The following is a 19,908-nucleotide window of genomic DNA, read 5'->3' on the forward strand; positions in this document are numbered from 1 at the left end:
AAAGATTTATATCAAATTATATTAAAGTTGATAAGAAAAATCCGATTAAGCTAAATTTAACCAAAATAATTTAAAAATAGAAAAAAAGATGAAAACCATAAAACTGCTATTTAGCTAAACTTCAACTATTTTTTAGTAGTCCAAGCTATAAGAACTGCAAAAAGAACCAGTAGTATTATACCTGCAATTGTCATTTTAAAAGCTAAAAGAATTTTGGTGGTTTTATGCCTTTTCTATCACATATATAAGCAGTTAAAAAACCTAATAAAATTATTAATGGGATAATTAAATCTATAATATTCATTTTTTTAAAGTTCCTTTTCTATATTATTCATCTTTTTATTTATATCGCCTAATTTTAACAAGTTATTTGCAACGCCATAACTAAATATAAAAAGCAAAATCATAGTAAAAATAACTACTAAATCTAATTTTCATATTTAGCAGATATAAAAGCTTAACAACCAGCAACACCAGCTGAAAACAGAAGTAATTTTGTTTTTATAACTTCTATTTCTTTAGATATTATTTCAAGTTTTAATTTTATTTTTTCCATTTAAAAATTATATCCCATTTTTAAAATAAACTAGGTTGTGTTATAGGCTGACTGTTTGTAAGGCTTTTGCATCATTTTTATTCATTTTACAAACCCGTGTAAATTATATCTTATAGAGCAAGTAAAGTCAATATAATGTTTCAGTCCATAGCATATGAAAAAATTTAATAGTCTAATAGGTCATGATATAGTTAGATGAGAGTTACCTTGGAGATAAAGATGCAAGTGGTAAAATAATATCTTGGAATGCTTGAAAAAGATGGATATGCTTATACTAGGGTGTCGCAAAACTGTATAATAAAAATTTACTGAGTTACTAAAATATAATATGTTCCTCTACCTTTTCCTTTACGCCCTAAATAACCTTTTTGTGTAAGAGAATATAAAAGCTCGTAAGCTTTTGTTTCTTTTATAGTTAAAATTTTCGAAACTTCTTTTCTTGTTATTTTTCCATTATCTATTATAAATTTTATAATATCTTTTTCGTCTTTTAAAAGATTATAATCATTCGCAAATTATCTATTTTTATAATATTTTTAGTTTCTAATCTATAATTTTAACATCGACAAAGTCATTTTTTTTAGTTATTACTGGTTCTTTTAAACCAACTTTTTTACAAGAGTGTTTTTATTCTTTTTATGCCACTTCCCTACTGTTCTATAAGCCCTAACTATTTAAAAATATTTGCAACAACCCTATTTCTTGCTTCACTTCTACCATTGTCTACATCATCTTGTGTTATAAAACTAGGGTATCCACCAGGTGAAACGATATTTACCATATCATCATAAATTCCAACTTTTATATCTCTGTCTAAGTTTGTGTAATCCATATGAATTAATGCATTAATAAGAGCTTCTCTTAAGGCAACTAATGGAATTTCGTATTTATCTTCTATTATAATATTTTCTATTTTTGAGCTTAAATTTATATGATTAAGTACAAAATTTAATGAGTTTTCAAATATAGAAAATATATCCTTATCATATTCTTTTCTATCTATAAACTCATCCATAGTTACACCTTTAAATTTGAAACATTTTACCTTGCAGTTATCAAATTTTCCAAGCAAAATAGAAGAGCGTTTGTTGGATAAATTTGATTTTGATATGATTTTATGAGTTTTAAATTTTTTAACTTTTCATTATCTATGGTTTTATTAAATTTATTAAAACAAGCTATTAATGGACTTAAATCAAGCTCATTTAAATTATAGTTAAAATTTATCTCTTCATCGAAGCTTATGTTTGATTTTTCTCTTTCAAGTTCAGTTATAATAGCCTTATTATCAAGTCTATTTGTAGCACCAACTCTAATATACGCACTATTTTCTACGCCTTTAGAGCTGATAAAATATGACTTTAAGTTACTAGGATAAATTCTATAACTAAAATAAGCTTATTATCTATATTTATAGTGTAGATTTCAGGAATTATTTTTGGTGTTATACTATCAAAAATTGATTGAGTCAAACTATCTTTTATTTTAAATATACTATTTTCATTAACGCCTTTTATTTTGCCATTATCGCCAACCCTAATTAAAATTTTACCACCAGTTGTATTTGCAAAAGCTACTACGCTGTTTATTAAACTATCTGTGATATTCTCTTTAAATTCAAGAGTTTTACTTTCGCCATTTTAATAAGTTCTTTTATCATATTTATCCTTATTTAAAGCAAGTATTATAACTAAAAATAATTTAACTTTAAAGCTTAGATAACATAGATTTTTCGTTTTTTAAAAGTTTCTTTTATATACAATCTTTTAATATGCTGTAGGGATATAAATGATTTAATTTTTTGTACTGAACAAAACTTATATTTAGAAATATATAAAATGATTTTTAAAAAAAATTAGCAGGTTAAAAGCTAGAAATATAGGTAATAGGTGAAAATTTCATCTATATTAACATAAATTTCACTTATTACCTACAAATAATAAAAGTATTAATAATTAAATACAAGCATTAAATATTTTATTTACTATTATTGAATTATAAAAAAATGAATTTTTTTAAAAAAAATTAAAATTTTATTTTTTTAATAATGATCTGGTAAATATATGATATGATTTTCTAAAAGGGAAAAAATGACTTTTGAAACGATATATCAACTATAAATATAGATGAGTATAAAATAATAGATAATTTACTAGATAGATATTTGGAACTAGACTTTAAAGAAAAGAGCGATTTTAAGCGTCTAGTATCTAGTATAAATAAAATAGTCATAATTAATCCATTAATATTTTATAGGATTGATGATAAAACACTAGAATTAATATCAGGCAGAAAAAGAATTGAAGCAATAAAGACATTAAATGAGTTAAAGGCTAAAAATAAAAAAATATTAAATATTCCAGCAAGAATTTTAAGCAAAGAAAATGATTTGGATAGTGTTTATTTGTTAGCTTTTAAAGAAAACACAAATAGACGAATTTAAGCAATGAGGCACAAATAGAATCTTTACTTTTTAGAATATGTTGTGATATATATCCTGATTTTGGAACTAGTTCAAATTTTCTTAAAGATTTTAAGATATAAGAAATTAAGAAAACACTAAAAGAAATCAGAAATAATAGCGAAAACTTAAACAAATTTGAAAGCAAACTCTTAAACACTATTAATTTAACTTCAAAAAAGTAAATATTTCAGAAAATAAAATAATAAACTCTATAATTAAAAATAGCCTAACTTTTTTAAAAAAAAGGATGATAAGAAATTTTGGCGTGCCTGTTGAGATTATTAGAAAATCAAGAAAGTCTCCAAAAACAAAAAAATATTAGAAAACATTGATGTCATAATTTTTAATAAAAATTTAGACGAAAAAGAAGCATTTTTTGCTATTAAAAACTATGTTGAAGCTATTTTAAATAGAAAAATGTCTGATTTTTATAAGATAGAAGGTATTGATGATATAGTAGATGAGAGTGGCTTTATCTATAATTTAAAAAACAGAAAGAGAAAAAAATAAAAGAATATGGAAATGATTTATCAAGAGCTTGCATAGAGTTTTTACTAAATAACTTAAAAAATAAAGAGCTAGAAAAAAGCAAAAAGAATGGAAAAATATAATTTTACAAAAAAGCTAAATGATATATAAAAGCTTAAATGCAAAAGACAAAAGAGAGCTATTTTGAAAAGGAAAGAAATGCAAGAGTATGAAAATCCGTATTTAAAAGCTTGGGATGAGTATTGGGAATATAAAAAAAGAAAAATATGAAGATATTAAGTGGATTGGAAAATATACACTTAAAGAGCGAGTAATAATAAATCCTGTAAACTCTTATGCGGCTTTAATTCATAGAGCTGATTTTTTACTTCCACTAAAAGAAGAAAAATTTTGTAGTTATTTAGATATTGGATATGAAGGGATAATTGTTATTTGTAAGACATTAGATGATTATAAAATCTTTATAGATAAAGCAAGAAAGTTTTATCTTGAAGAAATTAGATATGTTGATACTATAGAAGAGGCTGATGAAGAGGCAAAAGAGATAAAAGTTCCCTATCTTGATACAGTATCGTTTTTAGAATTTGATGGTGGTATAGATAAATTTTATTTGCTTTCTCTTAGTGATACAGATTTTATAATGATGTTTCCAGAGCTTTATGACCGTGAGTTATATGATATTGTTATGAATTATTCTACTGATGAGCAATTTTTAGAGTTTTGTGGGCATTATAGTGGCATTCTTTCTAATTTTGATGAAGAAACCAAGCAAAGAGTTATTAGATTTAAAAACAAAGAAATTTTACAAGATGTAAAGAAGGACACAAGAGAATGTTTTACTCCATATAGGATATACTATTTAGATGAGTATTATTTACAAGAAGAGTATTATTCAAAAGATGGGCAATTGTTATCAAGCTAATTCCAAAGAAGTATTTACAATGAAACAAGTAATTTTTAATGACAACGATGAGTGTAGTAAAATTTCAAATAGGAAATATTATAAGTTAGATGGTAATGATGAAATTGCATTGTCATCCATTGAAGAAAATCCTAGAATTTATCCACTTAATGGATTTTTTAATATGAATAGATTTGAAAAACAAGAATATAAACTTGTAGAATTAAACGCAGATACTAAAAAAGAAATTAACAATGATACAAAAGGCATTTAAGAAAACAGTCAAAACACAGAAGATAAAAATGAAGCAGAAGAAAACAAGACAGAAAGTATCCAAGATAATAATCAAGACATAGAAAACAAAAAAACAAATACAGTAATAGAAAATGACAAAAATATAAGTATAGAAAACAAAATAAAAAACTCTCAAGAACTTGAAATAAACAATGAAATAAAAAATGTAGAAAACAAAAACGAAAATAAAAACAGAAGAAGAACATTTATTAGACAAACTTATTAATCAAAAAATAGATAACCCTGAATTAATGAAAGAAGCAGATGAAAGTTTCAAAAAAGAAAACAAAGAAAGAAAAATAGAAGAAAATGAGTTAAAAGAAATGAAAAAAAAATACTAGAAGAACAGAGCCAAAAAGAAGAAATAATGGACGCTTTTGAAGAAACAATAGACAGCGATACAAATAATCTAAAAATAGATAATGCAAGTTTAATGTCAAAAACAGATGAAGGTGTAGCTGAAAAACTAAATGAAGTAAAAGAAACACAAGAGGCACAAAAGGCTGAAATAAATCTTGGAAACAAAAAAAGAACACAAATTTGAAGCAGATATTAAACCAGAAGAGCTAACTTTTGACAAATATAAAATAGATGAAAAAAGAAAAGCAGAAGAAGACGCTTTAAAAGAGCAAATTCAAAGCGACTTAGCTGGATTAAAAAAAAGCCGATAAGAATGAAAAAAAATGCCAAAAAATTGGTAAAGTTAAAGGGATATAAATATATGGTATTTTTAAATGATAAACAATTTTTGAATTTTCATTTTTTAAAAAGCCTACAAAAGCACGATATTATCGAAGTTTTAAAAGGTTTTAAGATATACTTAAAATAAACTTAAAAAATAAACTAATACTAACAAAACCACCATTTTAGCGGACTTTTATAGTTATGGTATTTTTAAACGCTAAACATAAGCGTTTTTCAAAAAAAAGGAGTAAATAAAAATGAAAAACAAAAAACGAAAAAGTAGAATTAATTTGCAAAATAGCAAAAGAGGTGATTTTAGAAAATCAAAATTCTATTTTACAAAAATATTTAGTCAAAGAAGGCCTAAAAAAAATTAAAACTGTTGATGAGTCGATAGGGCGGAGAACGGTTATTTTTATTTTGGAGCAATATGAGAATAAAATATAGTATGTAAATAAATTTTATAAAAATTCAAAATATTTCAGCTTAATTAATGAGAAAGAAAAAAATACACAAAATGAAATCCTAACAAAAGATTTTTTAAAATTTATGGAGCTTAAAAACAATAGATTAAAAGCTTTAATGATTTTAAAAGAATGTTTTAAATTTAAAAGAATTATCAAAAAAAAACGCTTTTAATACAAAATTATCACGCAAATTTAAATATCTTTTTTGATGAAATTAAAATCACAAAAAAACACATTTTATTTAATTGAAAAGATTTTTTATCCATACCTTAAACGCTCTAGCTATATAAATTTAGTTGAATATAAATTTTTAAGTATGAGTATTTTAAATTTTTATCTAAATGAGCGATATATTACAAAAAACGACTTTGAAAAGTATGAAAAAGTATATGTTGAAATTGAAAAACTGCATAAAACAACTGATTTTTCAAAATTTATATACATTAAAAGAGAAGAATCGGAAGATTTATTAGATTTTAGAACTTATTTGAAAAAATTTAGGGAAAAATCTTAGTTTTCCATAAATTATAAAAGATTGCATAAATTTGTGAAATCTAACGCCTATTTTTTAAATCTTTTGTATTTTTCTTAATCATTACAGAAATACTAAAAGACTCATCATTATAAACTTTTTTAAATTCCATATTATTTGCCAAGGAATTAGCAAATATATTTGTAAATGTATTATTTATATTATTGAAAGGCTTATTTTCATCATCTTCTTTTAGCATACGCTTTAAAAATTATGTATGTTTTTGAAAATCATCAAATAAAAGCTTTTTAGTATTAATATTTTGCTTATTTTCTTTTGATATAAATACCTTGGTATAAAATAAAACACTACCTCTTTTTTTATCTTTTGGTTTTTCGTCTATTGGAGTAAAGTTAAAATTTCAAAAAAATTATAATAATTTTAAAATTTTATGTAATATAATCCATCTTTTTTATAATATAATTGTATCATATTACATAAAAAGAAAAAAAATGTTAGATGAACTGTTTATAAAAACAACGCCCTAATAAAACTAAATAACCAAAAATTTAAAAGATACTTTATACAAACTACTGATTTAACCAACAGGTTAAGTATAGTTTTGAGAAAATCGTGGCATTGGTAAAACAACTACTCTTGAACAGCTTGCAAACAAAAACCAAGGAAGTCTTTATTTAAGCCTTGATGATATAGAAATTTCAAACGACATTACAGAGATTATTAAAGAATTTGTTTTTGAAATAGGCGGAGCCAAAAAAGCTTTAATCAAATAAAAGATAATAAAAAATCATTTGTGGTCTCTGATAATTTAGAGATTGGATTTGGAAGTAAAATACCGCTTTAACTTTTTGGGCTAATATATTACAATAAACTTAAATTTGATTCAAAATTAAAAAAGTCTTTATTGTCATTTAAAATCTTTTTTTTGAATTTCTGGTGAGTGCTTGTTGATATTATCTACTAAATACTTTTCAATAATAGCAAATGTTTTTTCCAATTCATCTAAACTACTTTGTAATCTTTTTATTTCAAAGCTAATTAACTCATCTTTTACTTTATCGCTTAATTGTTTAAATCTTGCATTTTAACTCCTATTTTAATCGATTCCAAAAACTTTAATAGCAATGTATTTTGAAATAGATAAATTATTTTCTTTTGCTTTTTTTACTAGTTCGTTTTTTTGATCTTTTGTTAGATAAATTATAACTTGTTCTGTTTTTTTATACTTATCATCAACTAGAGGTCTTCCTTTTGTATTTTGAAAAGTTTTTTTGGAGCCTTTTGCATTTTCTATAAACTCGTCTATGTTATTTACCTTATCTTTATTCTCTATGTTTTCAACAAAAGCAAAACTTTTATTTTCATTTTTTTTAAATACTGCCATTTTTTATTCCTCTTTTACAAATATTATATTATTATTTTAATAGTAAATTATTTATTATATACTATTTATTTGCATATTCTACTAACTCATTAAAAAAACTATTAAAATCACTATAAGCTTTTTCATTTTTATCACAAAATTCCATCACCCCTTGCCCATTCGTAAAAGAATTTTTATAAGCTTCTCTTTCATAAATAACTGATTCCATAAGTTTTAAATCATCTAATTTTTTATCTTTTATATATTCTTTTAAATCTTCTATTTTTTTAGACAAAAAAGGATTTGGGGAAGCTTTTGAAATAATTATTAGAGCTTTTGAGCTTGGATTAAAAATTTTAGCTTGTGTATAGAGATTTATCATCTTATTTAAAACTGCAATATCTAAATCACTTGGTATTGTAGGGATTATTATAATATCTCCAATTGCCAAAGCCTGCCTCATTTCATCACTATCCCTTCCTCCTGTATCAACCACAATGGAGTCATATTTTGATTTTAGACTTTGAATTTCTTTTGTTAGAGATAAACCAAATTTTGAAACAGAATTAAAAATAAGTGGTAAGTTTTTACTTTCCCTTATGTTTGTAAAAACTTCTATACTTCTTTGAGGGTCTGCGTCTATTAAAAGAGTATCATCACCCTCTAAGCTTAATTTTACAGCTAAATTTATAGCTATATTTGTTTTTCCACTTCCGCCTTTTTCATTACATATTGATATTACCATATCCTGCCTTTTTTATATAAATTAACTTAATTGTATAATTATATTAATATACAACTTAAAAAGCAATTAAATACTATTAAATTAATAATTAAATACTTTCTTAAAAATTTAAGAAAATAGAACATATTTTTTAATTCGTGCGTTGGCTTTTGTAGGTTTATTATAAAAAAAACGTTTTCATAAAATGTATTTACATTGTAATAATAAAGTGCTACAATACTCATAAAATAAAGGAGATAAAAATGACAACCGTAACAATAAGAGTAAGTGATTATGATAAAAAGAAAGTTGAACAAATTTTTAGTGATTTAGGACTTAATATAAGTAGTGCAACAAACACATTTTTTAAACAAGTGATTTATAACAAAGGAATTTCATTTGAATTAAAAGTTGATCCATTTTATTCGAAAGAAAATTTAAAAAGGCTTGAAAAAAATGCTAAAGAAATGAAAGAAACTGGTGGAAAAATTAAGGATATATTTTAATGTTAAAAGCCTTTACAAATGATGAGTGGGAAGAGTTTTGTTATTGGCAAAAAAAAGATAAAAAAGTTTTTAAAAGAATTATTAAGTCAATTAAAGACATTGATAGGAATCAACATAATGGCACAGGTAAGCCTGAGAGATTAAGTGGTAATTTATCAGCATACTGTAGTAGAAGAATTGATAGCAAAAATCGCATAGTTTATAAAATAGAAAATAAAATAATAAGAATAATTCAATGCGGATCTCACTATAAGGATAAATAATGCTTTTTTAAAAATTATATAATATTAATTAAATTGTTAATTACTAGTATTTTGATTATAAAATACTAGTAATAAATAGTTTTTATTTATTTTTTTTTTTTAATTATAAGTATTTTTTTCTGTGAGAAATTTTAACAACTAAAATTATAAGTTTATCATCTAGTATTTGAGCTAATATTCTATAATCTCCACTTCTGTATCTCCAAAGACCAAGCAAATTTCCAGCCAATGGTTTGCCATCATCTTTTGGATTATTCAAGCTCTCAATAAATTTTAATTTTTTAAAAATCTGAATTTGTATATGCTTATCAAGCTTTGCAAAATCTCTTTTAGCTCTATCATTTAATTCAACTTTCATACATTTAAGCCTTATAAAGATGAAATTTCATCTAAAGAATAAGTTTTTTTGCCACTGCTTTCATTAATTGATTTCATAGCTTCTTTATAATTATCATAATCATCAAGCAAGTTTTTAACTGCTTCTTGTAAATAGCGGGATTTTGTTCTTTTTGTTTCTTTTACAAAAGTTTCAAATCTTTTTGATAATTCATCATTCAATCTAAAAGTGAGTTGTATATCTTTTTCCTATTATTGTAATTTTTGTAATGCAAGTATAACAAGCAAAACATTAAAAAATCTTAAAATACTATAATAAGTATACAATTAGCATATTTATTTATATGCTAAATTTTTAAAAATATTGAAAAATTTATAAACTTATTTTAAAAAACGGTAATTAAAATATTTAAATTAATTTAATTTTTTTACTTTTATTTTATTGTATTAAACAATTAAAATAATTGTATTTTAATATAAATAGTTTTTAACTCTAACCAATAAAAAATCAAAAATTTCTTTTAATTCTAAGCCTCTTTTATGATTTTTATCATCGCTACTATTTAGTAGTGCAGATATAATATCTTCTATTTTTTTTTATTTTAGTATTTCTAGTTTGCTCAATATCAATTTCTAAATAATTTGTTAAATACTCCCAATGTTCTGGTAAAAAAGTAGCTGCAAACTCAATCATAGACTTTGAATCTACAATATTGTTAATTTTATGATTTTTTAAACAATTTATTGTTGCATTAGATATGGCAACCTTATCTTCAAGTGAAATTGTATCCATATTTTTAATTACCTAATTTAAATAATTTAAACCACTTCTTTGTTTGCCATAACTATCAACATAGTTTAAACAAGCTACATCCTCAAATAAAGTTTCATGTTCAAAAACTTTACCAAAATTTATTCTTGTGATAAAAATAGGTTTAAAGCAATCTTCATAAAGTTTTTTAAAATCAAAATTATATCTTACGGATAAAAGAACTATAAAAAGTATGTGCAAAACAATAATATCCGATAAGGCACTATGTGCAACTATATTTTTAACTTTATAGTTTTTTACAAGTGTTTTAAATGTTTCTTGATTAGACATAAGTGTGCATTGATCGTTTATAAAAATCTTTTTTTATCACTATGAAAATCAAAATAATATCTAAAATATTGAAGTGATGTTTTTTCACAATCTGAATGCTCATCAGCAAATAATTTTAAAAGTCTTAAAGAGTCAAGTGTTCTTTTTCTTGGTAAAAAAATATCTTCTTTTGCAAGCATGTTTCTATCAAAAATTTCATTATGTGCTACAAAATAAACACTTTCATCTTCAATAAATTTTTCAAAATCAGTTATTGCATTTGAGTTTTTAAACTCTTTTGCATCGTCTATATCTTGATACCAAATACCATGTGTAGCTGCTGAACTAGGGCTTATATCAACTGGTGGCTTAATATATTCTTCTTTATAAAACAAAACACCATTTAATAGATCTTTTAAACTCACAACCGAATAAACGATTTGCAAAATTCTATCTTCTTCTTTTAATCCTGTTGTTTCAGTACCAAAAACACTATTTTTATATCTTGCATCATAGCCCTTTATTAGTTTTTTAAAACATCTAGCATTTCTTTGCTTAATTTTTTATTTTTTATATAGTCTTGAACACTTTCAGGCTCTAATACTGCTGTGTCATCCATTACAAAAGTTTTAAAATCAATATTCATCTCTTTTTGTAAAGTCTTTACGCAATTTATTGCTTGATTGCTAAGTGCTTTATATAATAAAAGTGAGGCGATTTTATCGTCTGGCTTGCCACAATCTTTTAAAATGTCAATAAAAACAACTAAGCCCTCTGTATCATCAGCAAGAGTAAGCTCATCTGCTATTTCTGGAAAAGTTTGATTTTCGAGCTCATAATCTCTTTCTCTATTTACCATTGAGTCATCTGTTGGTTCTAGCATTGTTTCTAATTTTTCTTTATAGCTCTTTAATACTTTTGAGTTTGTTTTATCGATATAATCAAACTCTCCTGCATTTAAAAAGTAACTTGTTAAAACTAAAATAGTAGCAACTTTTAAAAATTTCATTTTTTATCCTTTTTTAAAAAATTTTATTATTTTATAATATTATTAAATTTATCTAAAATCTTGGTTTACTTTACTTTTTTCAGTGCTAAAAAATGGAAATCCGATTACTGTTAGGCTGCTATTATCTTTACTGTATTCACCACCAAGAAATTAAAGCAATTTCTCTTTCCAGCTATCTATCCCTTTGCTATCACCTGATAAATGCCCACCTTTTGGCTCAAAGATATACTCGGCAGTTAAATCTCCATTATCGGCTTCATCTTTTTTAATACCGAAAAATATAAAATCAGGTTTAAATCCAAGCCCATAAGTATCACCATCTTTTCTATTGTCAAAAATTTTAAACCCCCTAAAGCCATCATTTTTAAAAATTATCCACTCTTTAAATATAGCATCAATTTGCATTTTTCTTGATTCTATAAATTCAACAAATTCTATCTCAAGATTGCTATCATGTGAGTATTTATCATAATACATCCACTCTCTTGCATCTCTTATATCTAGTTTTTACTTGACAATTACTCTATCCTCAAAAGCTTTTTTATCTAATTTTTCTATGTTAAAATCGCTTACTGCATATTCATCTTGTTTTTCAAACATTATTTTTTGAAGATTATTTAGGATATATTCGCATATATTAAAGCTATTTTGTATATTGAATTTTTGTTCTTTGTCAAATAAAAAATCTAAATTTGATAAATACTCATAAAATTCTGCTCTACTTTTTACACCAAATTTAGTTGCAATTTCACTAAATTTAAGACCTGTTTTATTAAATGCTTTTTGAAATATTGAAAAATCAATACACTCTTTTAATCTCATAGATCTTTTAAAATTTGTATCTTTACTAGGCTCTTCTTTAAAAATATCAGAGTTTATAATATCATTTGAAAAATGTAATTCTTTTTTCTTCAAGCTCTACAAATAAGCCATTTTCTACCATTGATTTATTTAGATTTTCAATATAATCAACATAAAATTTTCTAATATATCTGTTTTCAACATCTCCAAAAGGAAAATATCTTGCACCTCTACCTATAAGTTGAGCCTCTTGTGTTGTTACTATGCTTGTTTTTACCTTCTCCCAAACGAACAATATCAAATAAATTTAATACATCCCAACATTCATTTAGTTTATCAACTGCAAAAATAACTCTTATATTGTTGTCTTTATCCTCAAGGTTATTAAGAAGTAGTTGGTTATTTTTTTCAGCTTCCATTCTTTGCATCTAAAATAACTTCTTTTTTAAAGATGTTTTTATAAGATTTACAATAGTTTTTGCAAAAGAATTGCCAAATTTCTTTGTAAAATACTCTTTGCTTTGTAAAAACAAAGCATTATTATGCGATAATAAATAAAACTCCTCTATATCTTTGCTGGTTAAATTTTCTATCAAACTTTCAAATTTAGCCTTATTGCTTTGTGAATCTTTAATAGTTTCACTTTTAAATAAAATTACAGGCTTAAGAGAGATTTTATTATCATTAGCCAAAATTTCCCTATACAAACTAAGCAAAACTGCACCTAAAAATCTAATTTTAATATCTCTGTTTTCATATTTGGATAAAAGAATCCTTTTTGAATATCCTGCATTGCAAAATTTTTTAAGATCATATTTAAAAACTATAATATCTCTGTATTTTTCAAGCACATTTTTATCTTTTAGAATAGTTGCACTAAACTCATACATTAAGTTTTTAGGATTGCTATTGTATGCTTGTTTTATGATGGTTTCCCAGCTTAATTCATCTTCTTTTTCTGCTTTTGTACTTGCATTTAAGTGATGTACTTCATCGGCTAAAAATACAAGCTTTTTACCTTTTAGATCATCAAGCGTTATAGAGTTTTCTCTCTCATTTGTAAAAAGGAAAAAAAGTCCTTGAATAGTGCTAAAATAAATATTTATTGCATTTTCTTTACTCTCAACTAAATTATTTATTATATTTATATCAAATCTTTTTGAGTCTATTATTATTATTTCATCACTATACAAATACTTGCTTGATTTTGGATCGGCAAAATTTATCTTAGTTTTTTCTAAAATCACAGCTGAGTTTACAAAAAAGATAAAGTTATTGTAGCCCTTTTTATAACAATCAAGTATCAAAGCAGCCATTATCATAGTCTTATTACCACTTCCTGTTGCCATATTAAACATTAGGTGTCGTTTTGGTTCTTTTATCTCTTCATTTTTTTAAATAGTGCTGCAGGGCTTTTTCTTGATACTCTCTAAGTTCATTTTTTAAATTACTGGTAATATGAGTTACTATTTTAAATACGCCATATTTTTCTATATCTTTTTCTAGCTTATCACTATATGTTTAAATATTTTCTTCAAATAAACTAGACATTATATCTCTCCGTAAAATGCTTTATTTAAAGCTTTTGTATTGTTATCTATCTCATATGCAACATCATCAATATCGCTTAGTAAAACATAGTCCATATTGCTATCTAAACAAAGATTTAAAACCTCTTTTTTCTCACTTAGACTTAAATTTACAAACTCTTTATCTTTGGCTATATCTTTTAAATTTTATCTTATAGTCAATAAAAGCAACTTTTTGAAGTTTTTTATAAATTTGATCTAACTCTTTATCATCTTTTACTTTTAAAGTTTCTTTTTTAAATATTTCATTAAAGGCATAAGTTTTGCATAGATAAAACTTCCACCACCTTGCCAATTTAGTGTTTTACTAACTCCGCCTTGCTCACCTTCAATTACTTTTTTAAGCCTTTCAATGCTTACACTTTCTATATAATCCATCTGCTCAATTCCGATATATTATATATTCATCTTATGAGCAACTGCTGCAGTTGTGCCACTTCCTAAGAAAAAATCCATTACAATGTCGTTTGGTTGAGTAGAAATTTCAATAAAATATTTTATAAGTGGCTCTGGCTTTGGATAATTAAAAGCCTTACGATTTAAAATATTTTTAATTTCTATCGAACCAATTTCAGTCCTACCAATCGAAGCTGGGATTATAGCATAAAGCTTTGTACCCTGTTCTTCGAATGAATAAACTTTTTTATGTAATTTATACTCTCCTGCCACAAGTTTAACCATCAAAAATTCTCTTTTTTTCTCGCATTGTTTGTTTAGCCCAAGTCCAGCGTCCCAAAACGACTTTTGTTTGATAAGGAATAATCTTTATATAATCTCCTTTATTGGTAACATTAGTTATTTCATCATCAATAATGATTTCGTTATTTTCTTTATTAAAATAAACAGGAAAATGCAAACTTGAAACATCTTCTTTTTTCCACCTATACCTCTTTTCCAAATTCTCTCTATGTAGAATTTGCCATTTTTGTCTTCATTGGTATATTTTTTATTTATTTCATATTTTGATAATTTAATATTATAATACTTAAATTTATTAGTTTTTTTGATAAATTAATACATAAGAATGCTGTTTGGCAAAATTATTTGAGCTTTGTGTTCCAGCTGGTGCTGAATTTACTATTAAATTTTCTACAAAATTCTCTCTCCTAAAAATTTCATCCATTAAAACTTTTAAATAAGCTTGTTCATTATCATCACATTGCACAAAAACCCCATCATCTCTTAATAATCTTTTTGCTAACTCTAATCTATTTTTCATAAATGTTAGCCAAGTTGAATGATTAAATGAATTATTATAATTAAAACTATCATTTCCTGTATTATATGGCGGATCAATATAAATGCACTTTACTTTTCCTTCAAATTTAGACTTTAATGTATGAAGTGCTAAAAGATTATTGCCTTTTAAAATTAAATTAAAATCATCTTTTTTTAAAGTTTCTTTTAAATTTAAATTTTCATCTCCATAAATTTGGAAATCACATAAAACCTTTTTATCGAATAAAACATCTATTTCATCTTTTTCTATTGTCTTGTTAAAAAATAGTTCTTTTGTTTTATCATCTTCTTTTGTGCAAGAGCCTTGCAAAACACAATCTTTAAAAGGAGAGTTCAATACAACTTTTTCATTTGATTTTAAAAATTTATTATCGCTAAAAAGTCCAATTTTATTTAGAAATTTAGTATAACCTAAGCCCTTTAATTCAGTATCTAAAAAAGTTATAAACTCATCTTTATGTGGTGAAAATTTAAGTATATAATTAAGCAGCTTTTCATCGTTTATAATTGCTAAATTTTGAGCTTGCAGGGTTGTTTGAAATTTATTCTTTATATCTTTAAAAGTTGTTTACTAGTTTGCATATTTTTTAGTCCTTTTTAAAAAAATAAATTAAAAAATAATACCATAAAATAGTATTTATTTAGGGCTGTTTTTAAATTTTCATAAATTTTAATATATGGGTTTATTTAGAAAAATATACTTTTTATGCATAAAAAGTATATAAAAGATAGACTAAAAGTATCAAAATATTCACTTATTACCTACATTTTAAACAAATACAAACTCAATAAACTATATAATTTCTTAGATTAATGCAAAATAAAGGATAAAAAATGGCAACTTTAATGGAAAAAGATATACTGCTTGAATTTAGCACTTCAATGGTTCCTGATACTCTTATATATGAAGAAAAATTTGGAAAAAGCGAAGAAATGGAAAAAATAAGAAAAGAAGCAGAGTTATTATGGCAAGAAATTATAGATGAAGATTATAAAAACATAGACTATGAAGTTACAATGCAAAAAATTGATAATTTACATATAAGGGTTAAAAATGGATTTCGTAGATAGCTTATTTAGATTGAAATTTAACCTTGTATGGAATGCTGAAATTTTAGATAAATCAATTTTAAAAAAGTTGATAATCCAATTGTTTTACTAAGAAAAACACAAGAAAAAATTCAAAAAAATCTAAGAAATTTTATATAAATTTTTAAGGTATAATTTGCTATAATTTCCCCTGTAATTCAGATTTAGAGACTTATTTAACATTCTTAGACTTTTTAAAAGTCATTATCAAAAAACAATCATTTTATTACTAGTATTTTTTACAAGGTTTTATAAAAAATCGAACAGGTTTTTTATGCTTAAATTTTAAGGTTTTTAGTTGGGTGTTTAGTGTTCTAAATTTTTATGAATTACAAAAAAATATGAATGTTTTTAACTCCTTTTGTCTGAATTGCAAATTTACAAAAAGGAGAGCTATGAAAAAGAATAAAAAATATGTTTTTTCTTTTTTAGTCGCTCTTGCAATTGTTGGATGTGGAGCTTTGGTGAGTGTAGGCGACCATAACACAAATTCTTACACACATAATAAAAATTTAAATTACAAAAAGGATGAAAAATGAATAATTATGAAAATTTAACTTTTGAACAAAAACAAAAAGTTGCTTATGGTTTTTTAAGTGCTTTTTATACGAGAGAGGAGCTTGGTTATAGTGTTAATAATCATGAATGGAGTGATGTAACTCAAGACATTATCGACATAGTAAATCAAATAGGCGAAGAAATAGTAAGAAATGCTAGAATTGTGCAATTTGCTAATCTTTTTAATACTATTTTAGGAAATATGGGTAGCAGTATTGAGTTTATAGTCGCAATGGTTGGAGCTATTTTTGATGGAACAATATTAGGTGCCATTGATGTTACTATAATAACCAAAAATAAACTTGTAGAAGAAAAAAAGTTGATAAAAAGAAATAGTTTAGCTTATGCAGTTTTAATTCAAATTTTAAATAGAGAAAAAGGTAATATTGAATTAAAATTCATGGGATTTTAACTACTGGGCGATGTCAAAAACATCGCCTTTATTTATATTCTTCACAATTAAGCTTACTTTTATAATTTGTAAGCTTGCAGTATTTTTTCATATACTTATCTTTAAGCTGTTTTTGACCGTTAATGCTATATTCTAAAGTAGCTACCAAACACGCTTCTGGATAACCATAATCACAACCCAAATTTCTATATTTTTCAGCTTCTTTTTTATTATTAAAAGATTTATTAAATTGATTACCTGAATTTTCATATATAAAAGATGCTAAATAACAAAAAAGTGCGTTATTTACATTACAATTTTTTACATAAAAATCAAGTGCGTTTTTCGTTTGATTATCACAAATTTGAATATTTTTTAAATCGTTATCAAGTTTTATGCCTGATTTATAACTCTTTGCACAAAAATTATCCAACTTGCTAATATTATCACTTGCTGGATTAAAATTAAAATTTTCAGCAAATAAAAAACTACCAATAAAAATAAAAACAAAAAATATTTTTTTCATATACACCCTTTTAAAAAATTATAACATAAATTTATTTACTAATTCCCCTATCTTTTCTTAAAACTTTTTTTAATAATTTTGTCTTATTTTTGTCTATGAATTTTCTAACTTCAGCGAGACTACTTTTAATATCTCGTTGGTTCTGATCTCGAATTTCTTTAAGTTTTGTTTTGATATGTTCTGTAAATTCTCGTTTAAATTCTTGTATTCTGTCTCTAGTATTTGATTTAAAATTTCTTGTTGCTGTGTTAAAAAAGTCTGTAAAGTCTGCGTTTCGTTCGTTCTCGTATCTAGCTCTTGTATTAGATTCTTGTAATCTTGTTCTATTTTTTAATTTGATTAGCTCTATAAATATAAGCTTTTGCAGTTTCTCTTGCTAATTTCAATCTTTAATTACTTTTTTTAAAATTAAATATATGAGCTTTTACATAAGTGCTAAATTTTTCATCTTGAATTATTTCTTTTAATTTTGTTGCTTCGTCTTGATCATATTTTATACTTTTAACTATTAACACAAATTTACCTTTTTTCTTTTTTACTGGCAGCAAGAGCTATAAAAATTCAAAACATAAAAAATAAAATCATTATTTATGCAAATAGATTACGTAAAAATATGAAAAAATAGATAAAAGAAAGCTTTTTAATAATTTAATTAATGCCAAAAAAATTATACAAACTAGAGCAAGATTTTAAAAACAAAATTAATATACAAAAAGAACTAGTAAAATTTCTAAGAACTAAAACAAAAAGTAAAATTGATGAACCGAAATTTTATAGCCTTTCAGAAGCATCATCAATTAAAAAAATTAGATGCATAATTTAAAAAATTACCAAAACACGAACAAAAAGTATTGATTGCCGAAGTTAAAAAAAGAGATGGGCGAGAATGTATAAAATCACAATCAAACGCTCAGCTGATAGAGAGCTAAATAAAATTTTAAAAGGCAATTTAAAAGCTGGTTTAAAAATACGCACCTTTTTAAAAGAGCTAGAAAAATCAGAAAATCCATTTGCAACAAGTAACGTAAGAAAAATGGAGTGTTATGAAAATCGTTGGCGTTGGAGAGTTGGTATTCACTACCGAGTAGTTGGCATAAAGCAAGATGAAATTTTAATAATTGATATAATTGAAATTTCTACAAAAGAGAGTGTTGATTACTAAATGGGGCAAATTTCAAGTATAAATTTTAAAAAAAGTTTTAATATAAACGCTGAACACAATGATAGAACATTGCCCCCTAGCTATTTGATTGACAATAAAAAAGACAGAATGCAATAAAAATGCAAAAGACGCAAAAAAAGCTTATCAAAAAAACAATAGGGCAAAAATTTCAAGCAAAAAGCTATGAGTGGTCGGCTGTTGTAAATATTAAGCCAAATACTACAATGCAAGATCTAGAAAAATTATCAAAATATTTGCAAGAAAAATACGGTTTTCAATGTTATCAAATCGCAATACACAGATATGAAGGCTATAGACGCAGAAAACGGCAAAAAACACATTAATCATCACGCACATATGGGGGGGGGAATTATTACCTTAGATAAAAAACTAGAAAAAACCGCCAAAGAGAGCTTATAATAGCCAAACTTAGAAAACTTAAAACCGAAGTAGCTAAAATTTTAGGAATGAAAAGGGGAATAGATAAGCGAATTAGTGGAGTAAAACGCATTGAACCACGCAAATACGTACAGTTAAAAGAAAAAGGAAAATAACAGAAATTAAAAATACTAAACAAGAACTAAAAACTCAAATTTTAAACAAAGAAGGACTAAAAGAACAATTTGAAGTTTTTAAAAAAGAAAATATTAACAAAGTGCTTATAATGGAGTTTTTTCGTGAATTAAGTAGCGAAAAAAGAAAGAAGTAGTAAATCCAAGCAAGAGCCAAGACGAATTAGATGATTTTTTTAGAAAATTAAAGAAAAAATATTTAGAAAAACAACAAGAAATAACCGATAAAAACAAAAGATTAAAAGAAGAAAACGAAAGCTCCTAGAAAAAATACAAGACTAATCAAAGAAGAAAACGAAAGAATTCAGCAATTTGAAAAAGAAAAAAAATGAAAATTTAAAAATTCAAGAG

34 protein-coding genes and 1 pseudogene are annotated in these 19,908 nt (G+C 24.5%); 12 read left to right on the forward strand and 23 right to left on the reverse strand.

Annotated elements, in window-relative coordinates:
• Positions 1-861 precede the first annotated feature (861 nt).
• The 3 genes and pseudogenes from F1B92_RS09510 to F1B92_RS09135 all read right to left on the reverse strand — a co-directional run.
• A pseudogene (locus tag F1B92_RS09510) lies at positions 862-1,047 on the reverse strand (hypothetical protein); the annotation flags it as partial.
• Between the two features lie 179 nt (positions 1,048-1,226).
• On the reverse strand, positions 1,227-1,571 hold the full coding sequence (locus F1B92_RS09130) for an ATP-binding protein (RefSeq protein WP_229770920.1): 345 nt from the start codon (positions 1,569-1,571) through the stop codon (positions 1,227-1,229).
• Between the two features lie 346 nt (positions 1,572-1,917).
• Positions 1,918-2,160: an AlbA family DNA-binding domain-containing protein gene (locus F1B92_RS09135; protein WP_326833094.1), complete on the reverse strand. Its 243-nt coding sequence runs from the start codon at positions 2,158-2,160 to the stop codon at positions 1,918-1,920.
• A 560-nt stretch (positions 2,161-2,720) separates the two neighbouring features.
• Between F1B92_RS09135 and F1B92_RS04415 the strand changes: the two genes are divergently transcribed.
• From F1B92_RS04415 to F1B92_RS04440, 6 genes are all read left to right on the forward strand, one after another.
• On the forward strand, positions 2,721-2,999 hold the full coding sequence (locus tag F1B92_RS04415) for a ParB N-terminal domain-containing protein (protein ID WP_154570682.1): 279 nt from the start codon (positions 2,721-2,723) through the stop codon (positions 2,997-2,999).
• Between the two features lie 745 nt (positions 3,000-3,744).
• On the forward strand, positions 3,745-4,431 hold the full coding sequence (locus F1B92_RS04420) for a hypothetical protein (protein WP_154570683.1): 687 nt from the start codon (positions 3,745-3,747) through the stop codon (positions 4,429-4,431).
• A gap of 19 nt (positions 4,432-4,450) precedes the next feature.
• Positions 4,451-4,684 (forward strand): hypothetical protein, encoded by a 234-nt coding sequence (locus F1B92_RS04425; protein ID WP_154570684.1) that lies wholly within the window; start codon positions 4,451-4,453, stop codon positions 4,682-4,684.
• Between the two features lie 387 nt (positions 4,685-5,071).
• Positions 5,072-5,248, forward strand: coding sequence for a hypothetical protein (locus F1B92_RS04430; RefSeq protein ID WP_154570685.1), 177 nt, complete (start codon positions 5,072-5,074; stop codon positions 5,246-5,248).
• Complete coding sequence (locus tag F1B92_RS04435) at positions 5,220-5,375, forward strand: hypothetical protein (RefSeq protein WP_154570686.1); 156 nt, start codon at positions 5,220-5,222, stop codon at positions 5,373-5,375. Before F1B92_RS04430 ends, F1B92_RS04435 begins: the two co-directional genes overlap by 29 nt.
• Before the next feature lie 688 nt (positions 5,376-6,063).
• Complete coding sequence (locus tag F1B92_RS04440; RefSeq protein ID WP_154570687.1) at positions 6,064-6,369, forward strand: hypothetical protein; 306 nt, start codon at positions 6,064-6,066, stop codon at positions 6,367-6,369.
• 40 nt (positions 6,370-6,409) lie between these two features.
• Here F1B92_RS04440 and F1B92_RS04445 read toward each other — a convergent pair whose 3' ends face one another.
• The 3 genes from F1B92_RS04445 to F1B92_RS04455 form a co-directional block, all read right to left on the reverse strand.
• On the reverse strand, positions 6,410-6,586 hold the full coding sequence (locus tag F1B92_RS04445) for a hypothetical protein (protein ID WP_154570688.1): 177 nt from the start codon (positions 6,584-6,586) through the stop codon (positions 6,410-6,412).
• An 858-nt stretch (positions 6,587-7,444) separates the two neighbouring features.
• Complete coding sequence (locus F1B92_RS04450) at positions 7,445-7,732, reverse strand: plasmid mobilization protein (RefSeq protein WP_154570689.1); 288 nt, start codon at positions 7,730-7,732, stop codon at positions 7,445-7,447.
• Between the two features lie 61 nt (positions 7,733-7,793).
• Complete coding sequence (locus tag F1B92_RS04455) at positions 7,794-8,456, reverse strand: AAA family ATPase (protein ID WP_154570690.1); 663 nt, start codon at positions 8,454-8,456, stop codon at positions 7,794-7,796.
• A gap of 242 nt (positions 8,457-8,698) precedes the next feature.
• On the opposite strand from F1B92_RS04455, the gene F1B92_RS04460 reads away from it, so the two are divergent.
• Positions 8,699-8,941 (forward strand): type II toxin-antitoxin system RelB/DinJ family antitoxin, encoded by a 243-nt coding sequence (locus F1B92_RS04460; RefSeq protein WP_154570691.1) that lies wholly within the window; start codon positions 8,699-8,701, stop codon positions 8,939-8,941.
• Positions 8,941-9,204 (forward strand): Txe/YoeB family addiction module toxin, encoded by a 264-nt coding sequence (locus F1B92_RS04465; RefSeq protein WP_154570692.1) that lies wholly within the window; start codon positions 8,941-8,943, stop codon positions 9,202-9,204. Before F1B92_RS04460 ends, F1B92_RS04465 begins: the two co-directional genes overlap by 1 nt.
• 103 nt (positions 9,205-9,307) lie before the next feature.
• Here F1B92_RS04465 and F1B92_RS04470 read toward each other — a convergent pair whose 3' ends face one another.
• From F1B92_RS04470 to F1B92_RS09160, 15 genes are all read right to left on the reverse strand, one after another.
• Positions 9,308-9,562, reverse strand: a complete 255-nt coding sequence (locus F1B92_RS04470; protein WP_154570693.1) for a type II toxin-antitoxin system RelE family toxin — start codon at positions 9,560-9,562, stop codon at positions 9,308-9,310.
• A gap of 11 nt (positions 9,563-9,573) precedes the next feature.
• A complete protein-coding gene (locus tag F1B92_RS04475) occupies positions 9,574-9,762 on the reverse strand; it encodes a hypothetical protein (protein ID WP_154570694.1) in 189 nt (62 codons plus the stop codon).
• A 337-nt stretch (positions 9,763-10,099) separates the two neighbouring features.
• Positions 10,100-10,333 (reverse strand): hypothetical protein, encoded by a 234-nt coding sequence (locus F1B92_RS04480; protein WP_154570695.1) that lies wholly within the window; start codon positions 10,331-10,333, stop codon positions 10,100-10,102.
• A 12-nt stretch (positions 10,334-10,345) separates the two neighbouring features.
• Positions 10,346-10,642 carry a hypothetical protein gene (locus F1B92_RS04485; protein WP_154570696.1) on the reverse strand — a complete coding sequence of 99 codons (297 nt, stop codon included), beginning with the start codon at positions 10,640-10,642 and terminating at the stop codon, positions 10,346-10,348.
• A gap of 17 nt (positions 10,643-10,659) precedes the next feature.
• On the reverse strand, positions 10,660-11,181 hold the full coding sequence (locus F1B92_RS04490) for a 3'-5' exonuclease (protein ID WP_326833095.1): 522 nt from the start codon (positions 11,179-11,181) through the stop codon (positions 10,660-10,662).
• A complete protein-coding gene (locus F1B92_RS04495; RefSeq protein WP_154570698.1) occupies positions 11,145-11,630 on the reverse strand; it encodes a hypothetical protein in 486 nt (161 codons plus the stop codon). Before F1B92_RS04495 ends, F1B92_RS04490 begins: the two co-directional genes overlap by 37 nt.
• A 150-nt stretch (positions 11,631-11,780) precedes the next feature.
• A complete protein-coding gene (locus tag F1B92_RS04500; protein ID WP_154570699.1) occupies positions 11,781-12,107 on the reverse strand; it encodes a hypothetical protein in 327 nt (108 codons plus the stop codon).
• Between the two features lie 30 nt (positions 12,108-12,137).
• The gene (locus F1B92_RS04505) at positions 12,138-12,545 is read right to left on the reverse strand and encodes a hypothetical protein (RefSeq protein ID WP_154570700.1); all 408 of its coding nucleotides are present in this window, start codon (positions 12,543-12,545) and stop codon (positions 12,138-12,140) included.
• Positions 12,514-12,726 carry a hypothetical protein gene (locus F1B92_RS09140; protein ID WP_229770922.1) on the reverse strand — a complete coding sequence of 71 codons (213 nt, stop codon included), beginning with the start codon at positions 12,724-12,726 and terminating at the stop codon, positions 12,514-12,516. The genes F1B92_RS04505 and F1B92_RS09140 overlap by 32 nt, the downstream gene beginning before the upstream one ends.
• On the reverse strand, positions 12,662-12,859 hold the full coding sequence (locus tag F1B92_RS09145; RefSeq protein ID WP_229770923.1) for a hypothetical protein: 198 nt from the start codon (positions 12,857-12,859) through the stop codon (positions 12,662-12,664). Before F1B92_RS09145 ends, F1B92_RS09140 begins: the two co-directional genes overlap by 65 nt.
• Entirely contained in the window at positions 12,860-13,813 is a 954-nt protein-coding gene (locus F1B92_RS04510; RefSeq protein WP_407643633.1) for a DEAD/DEAH box helicase family protein, read from the reverse strand.
• 429 nt (positions 13,814-14,242) lie between these two features.
• Complete coding sequence (locus tag F1B92_RS09150) at positions 14,243-14,398, reverse strand: hypothetical protein (RefSeq protein ID WP_229770926.1); 156 nt, start codon at positions 14,396-14,398, stop codon at positions 14,243-14,245.
• An 18-nt stretch (positions 14,399-14,416) separates the two neighbouring features.
• Positions 14,417-14,701 (reverse strand): DNA methyltransferase, encoded by a 285-nt coding sequence (locus tag F1B92_RS09155; protein ID WP_229770927.1) that lies wholly within the window; start codon positions 14,699-14,701, stop codon positions 14,417-14,419.
• Positions 14,694-14,918 carry a hypothetical protein gene (locus tag F1B92_RS04520; protein ID WP_154570701.1) on the reverse strand — a complete coding sequence of 75 codons (225 nt, stop codon included), beginning with the start codon at positions 14,916-14,918 and terminating at the stop codon, positions 14,694-14,696. Before F1B92_RS04520 ends, F1B92_RS09155 begins: the two co-directional genes overlap by 8 nt.
• 96 nt (positions 14,919-15,014) lie before the next feature.
• Positions 15,015-15,596, reverse strand: coding sequence for a DNA methyltransferase (locus tag F1B92_RS09160; protein WP_229770928.1), 582 nt, complete (start codon positions 15,594-15,596; stop codon positions 15,015-15,017).
• A gap of 497 nt (positions 15,597-16,093) precedes the next feature.
• Here F1B92_RS09160 and F1B92_RS04530 point away from each other — a divergent pair, with 497 nt between their 5' ends.
• From F1B92_RS04530 to F1B92_RS04540, 3 genes are all read left to right on the forward strand, one after another.
• A complete protein-coding gene (locus tag F1B92_RS04530; protein WP_154570702.1) occupies positions 16,094-16,330 on the forward strand; it encodes a hypothetical protein in 237 nt (78 codons plus the stop codon).
• A gap of 413 nt (positions 16,331-16,743) precedes the next feature.
• Positions 16,744-16,887, forward strand: coding sequence for a hypothetical protein (locus tag F1B92_RS04535; protein ID WP_154570703.1), 144 nt, complete (start codon positions 16,744-16,746; stop codon positions 16,885-16,887).
• A complete protein-coding gene (locus F1B92_RS04540; RefSeq protein ID WP_154570704.1) occupies positions 16,884-17,318 on the forward strand; it encodes a hypothetical protein in 435 nt (144 codons plus the stop codon). The genes F1B92_RS04535 and F1B92_RS04540 overlap by 4 nt, the downstream gene beginning before the upstream one ends.
• 28 nt (positions 17,319-17,346) lie before the next feature.
• Here the strand turns inward: F1B92_RS04540 and F1B92_RS04545 are convergent, their stop codons facing one another.
• Entirely contained in the window at positions 17,347-17,823 is a 477-nt protein-coding gene (locus tag F1B92_RS04545) for a hypothetical protein (RefSeq protein ID WP_154570705.1), read from the reverse strand.
• 389 nt (positions 17,824-18,212) lie between these two features.
• Complete coding sequence (locus F1B92_RS09330; protein ID WP_268233918.1) at positions 18,213-18,338, reverse strand: hypothetical protein; 126 nt, start codon at positions 18,336-18,338, stop codon at positions 18,213-18,215.
• Between the two features lie 371 nt (positions 18,339-18,709).
• Between F1B92_RS09330 and F1B92_RS04550 the strand changes: the two genes are divergently transcribed.
• Positions 18,710-18,985: a type II toxin-antitoxin system RelE family toxin gene (locus F1B92_RS04550; RefSeq protein ID WP_154570706.1), complete on the forward strand. Its 276-nt coding sequence runs from the start codon at positions 18,710-18,712 to the stop codon at positions 18,983-18,985.
• Positions 18,986-19,908: the final 923 nt, after the last annotated feature.

The organism is Campylobacter portucalensis (assembly GCF_009690845.1).
GTDB lineage: Bacteria > Campylobacterota > Campylobacteria > Campylobacterales > Campylobacteraceae > Campylobacter_B > Campylobacter_B portucalensis.